Annotated in this window: 3 protein-coding genes; 1 reads left to right on the top strand and 2 read right to left on the bottom strand. The window is 57.9% G+C overall.

All coding sequences use genetic code 11. The features are described from left to right. Positions 1 to 229: 229 nt before the first annotated feature. A complete protein-coding gene (locus GSQ92_RS28355; protein ID WP_159014716.1) occupies positions 230 to 829 on the bottom strand; it encodes an RES family NAD+ phosphorylase in 600 nt (199 codons plus the stop codon). Positions 830 to 832: 3 nt separating this feature from the next. Then, on the bottom strand, positions 833 to 1525 hold the full coding sequence (locus GSQ92_RS28350; protein ID WP_254065866.1) for a hypothetical protein: 693 nt from the start codon (positions 1523 to 1525) through the stop codon (positions 833 to 835). A 185-nt stretch (positions 1526 to 1710) separates the two neighbouring features. On the opposite strand from GSQ92_RS28350, the gene GSQ92_RS28345 reads away from it, so the two are divergent. After that, a protein-coding gene (locus GSQ92_RS28345) for an IS5 family transposase (RefSeq protein WP_254066727.1) occupies positions 1711 to 2534 on the top strand; the annotation gives its coding sequence in 2 pieces (ribosomal slippage) (positions 1711 to 1948 and positions 1948 to 2534; 825 coding nt in all). Positions 2535 to 2897 lie beyond the last annotated feature (363 nt).

The raw sequence follows: 2897 nt of genomic DNA, 5'->3' as shown, positions 1-2897 counted from the left end.
GATCTTGGCGGCGTCACTCCGCGTGCCGCCATCGTAGATCGCCGCTAATGCCAGCAAACGGCGCGCCTGCGGGCCGTCTTTGGTTTTCTTCGCGGCAGCACGCACCTGCGGCGCGGTAAAGTCCATTCGAAGCGGGACCGGCATGGCAAACTCCGAGGTTCGCCATCTTGAATCACACTAAAGCCGATTCGGGAATCCCCCCACGAGTCATCCATAACGAGATTCGGTATTAAACCAACGCTACCCTGTACGCCTCAAGGATCGGCGTGAGCTCATCACATGAACCAAGTTTTCGGCGTCCTCCCGCCGTAACCTTCGAAAGCGCTCGATCGTAGAGAGCGAGGTTTTCGTCACCATTTAGTCGAGATGGGTAGCAGATGCCATCTAAACGCTCTTTGCGCTCAAAGGCTGCCAAACTTGTTTGCTGTCCCAGCTCATGAGATCTCGCACGTACAGCGTCAGTCGATACTCCGAGCACGATCGGGTTTCCTGCGCGCAAGTCTAACAAGTCGAGGCGCTCACTGACGGTAATGTGGACGTGGACATAATCATCCAGATCCCTAGCGCTCAAGAAAAGTGGTCCCGGAACTCCATTCTTCAGGTCGCGGACAATGGTTTCAAGGAAGGCGACCTCGAACGTCTGGCCGACATAATATACGCCGAAGGGCAAAGCCGTCCTTTTCCGGGGATCAGAGAAGCGGCTAGACGCAAAGCCGAACCCTTTTGCGTCTGGGAATTTGTTTAGAAAAATGTGATGCCAGACGCTGCCGGGAGCCGCGTGGGTTACTGTCAGAGGCCCGCGCTTCAGCGGATGATGAGAGCGGGACACCAATCAAGAATATGCGCCGACCGCGGTATTCTCGGCAGCCGCAATTACGCCTTCGACATGGCCACTTCGCAGAGCGTCGAGTGCGCGATCACCGCCGAGTTCGCCGTGATGCTGCTGCAGGAACCGGAATAGGCGCCACGGATCATCACCGAGTATGTTGAACAGCTGGGGGAGGGCAGGGAGTAGCTGCCGTCCCTCGAGAACTTGCCACGCAGGGTAGCGAATGCCGCGTTTAGCAAGCTCTAGGCCGAGAACCTCATGTCTTTTTCGCTTTTGCCGTACGCCTTCCTCAGACATGCCAAGCAAATTCGCGATAGCAGCGGTATTGAGCATGCTCGGATCTGTGAGCATTCGCTCTTTCTCAATCCGTCCACGCGTTCTGGCGGCAGCTAAAGCCCTCTCGAGGGGAACATCAAGGCTGCCTGACCGTGCTGGATTGAGAGTCCCATGGGATGGCGCAAGTGACGCCGGAACAATGCGCTCCCGACCTGCGGCAACGGCTTCGGCATCATCCGGCGCTAGAACGACACGGGTTGGCCACAGGTCGTAGAGCCCTTCAGAAGCAAGCGCTCTTGATGCCCGCTCCAACTCATCCTCCGAAAAAGGACGCAAAGTCAGGAATGCCGTCATTTCAACCGATTTGCGTTTCTGGTCGCGCGAAGAGGGGCCGGGGCGGGGGGAAAGTTTCACGGTCATAGAGTGCTCCTGATCGCCAATATGGCCCATCTGGCCCAGTTAGCCAAGTTCAACTACGCTCTCGCGACTACATATGCTGGATAGCTGGAATCCGGACAGCTGCGGCGCTTCAAACCGCCTCTTAGTGTCTGACTGAGAAAGGGTTGAGTGATTTCAGCGGGTTGCGAGTCACGACGGAAATTTCAATGGCCTGGACTGAAATCACTCGGCCGCAGTATCAGCGCACCGGGCTACGCTATGCAAGTGACCTGACGGATGCGGAATGGGCGATGATCGTGCCCTTCATGCTCGAACGGCGCCGCTTCGGGCGGCGTCGCTCTACCAAATTGCGGGCGGTCGTTGAAGCGATGTTCTATATCGCTTCAACGGGATGCCAGTGGCGCCAATTGCCAAAGGACTTTCCGCCATACTCGACCGTGCAAGCTACTTCTATGCCTGGGTTCTGGATGGACGTTGGGAATTGATCAACCATGCCCTGGTGATGGCGTCGCGCGAGAAAGCCGGGCGACAAGCCAGTCCGACCGCTGGCGTCATCGATAGTCAATCGGTCAAAACCACGGAGAGTGGCGGTCCTCGTGGCTTTGACGCCGGCAAGAAGATCATGGGCCGCAAGCGGCACATCGTCACCGATACAGCCGGCCACCTCGTCGGATTGGTCGTGCATATGGCCAGCATCCAGGATCGGGATGGCGCCGTGGCTGCGCTGGCTTCTATTCGCCGACTTTATCCCTGGTTGCGGCACATCTTTGCTGACGGCGGCTACGCCGGCAACAAGCTGCGTCACGCGCTGCTCGCCTTCGGCCGTTGGACGGTGCAGATTATCAAACGATCTGATACAGCTCAGGGCTTCGAAGTCCTACCGAGGCGCTGGGTCGTCGAACGGACGTTCGCATGGCTCGGCAGATGCCGCAGGCTCGCAAAAGACTTCGAAACGAACGTGGCAAGTTCGACAGCGTGGACCCTTATCGCCCATGTCCGGCGCCTTACCCGCAATCTGGCAAGGCTATGATATCAAGGCCTCCTTTCTGAGTCCGACTCTTAAGGATTGACCAGGGCCTACGCGCGCCAGCACCCTGATCTGCAGCGTTTTTTCATCACTGCCGGCCACCAGGAGGCGTTCTTGGCCGTGATGGCCTCAGCCTAGACATCGCTGGCAATTTGTGTGGGGGCCGGGGCAATCTACATGCGTGAGCTTGGAGGGAACGGGTCGCATCTCGGCGGCCTTGGGACAGCTTAAAAACAGCAATTAATCGACAATTAGGCACGGTAATCGAATATTACCGTGCCTATCCGCGCGTGAAGAACCAGTTGCCACAGTCGCCGGATGGACTGAGACTGAGCAGGGCAGCGGCCGCGTCGCGGGGCAGGCGGT

The organism is Acidisoma sp. S159, from assembly GCF_009766125.1.
Taxonomy (GTDB): Bacteria; Pseudomonadota; Alphaproteobacteria; order Acetobacterales; family Acetobacteraceae; genus Acidisoma.
This window is presented reverse-complemented; position numbering and strand designations above follow the sequence as displayed.

Bases quoted from the DNA above. Each gene is read 5' to 3' on its own strand.
- GSQ92_RS28350 (WP_254065866.1), bottom strand. From the start codon at position 1,525: ATGACCGTGAAACTTTCCCCCCGCCCCGGCCCCTCTTCGCGCGACCAG.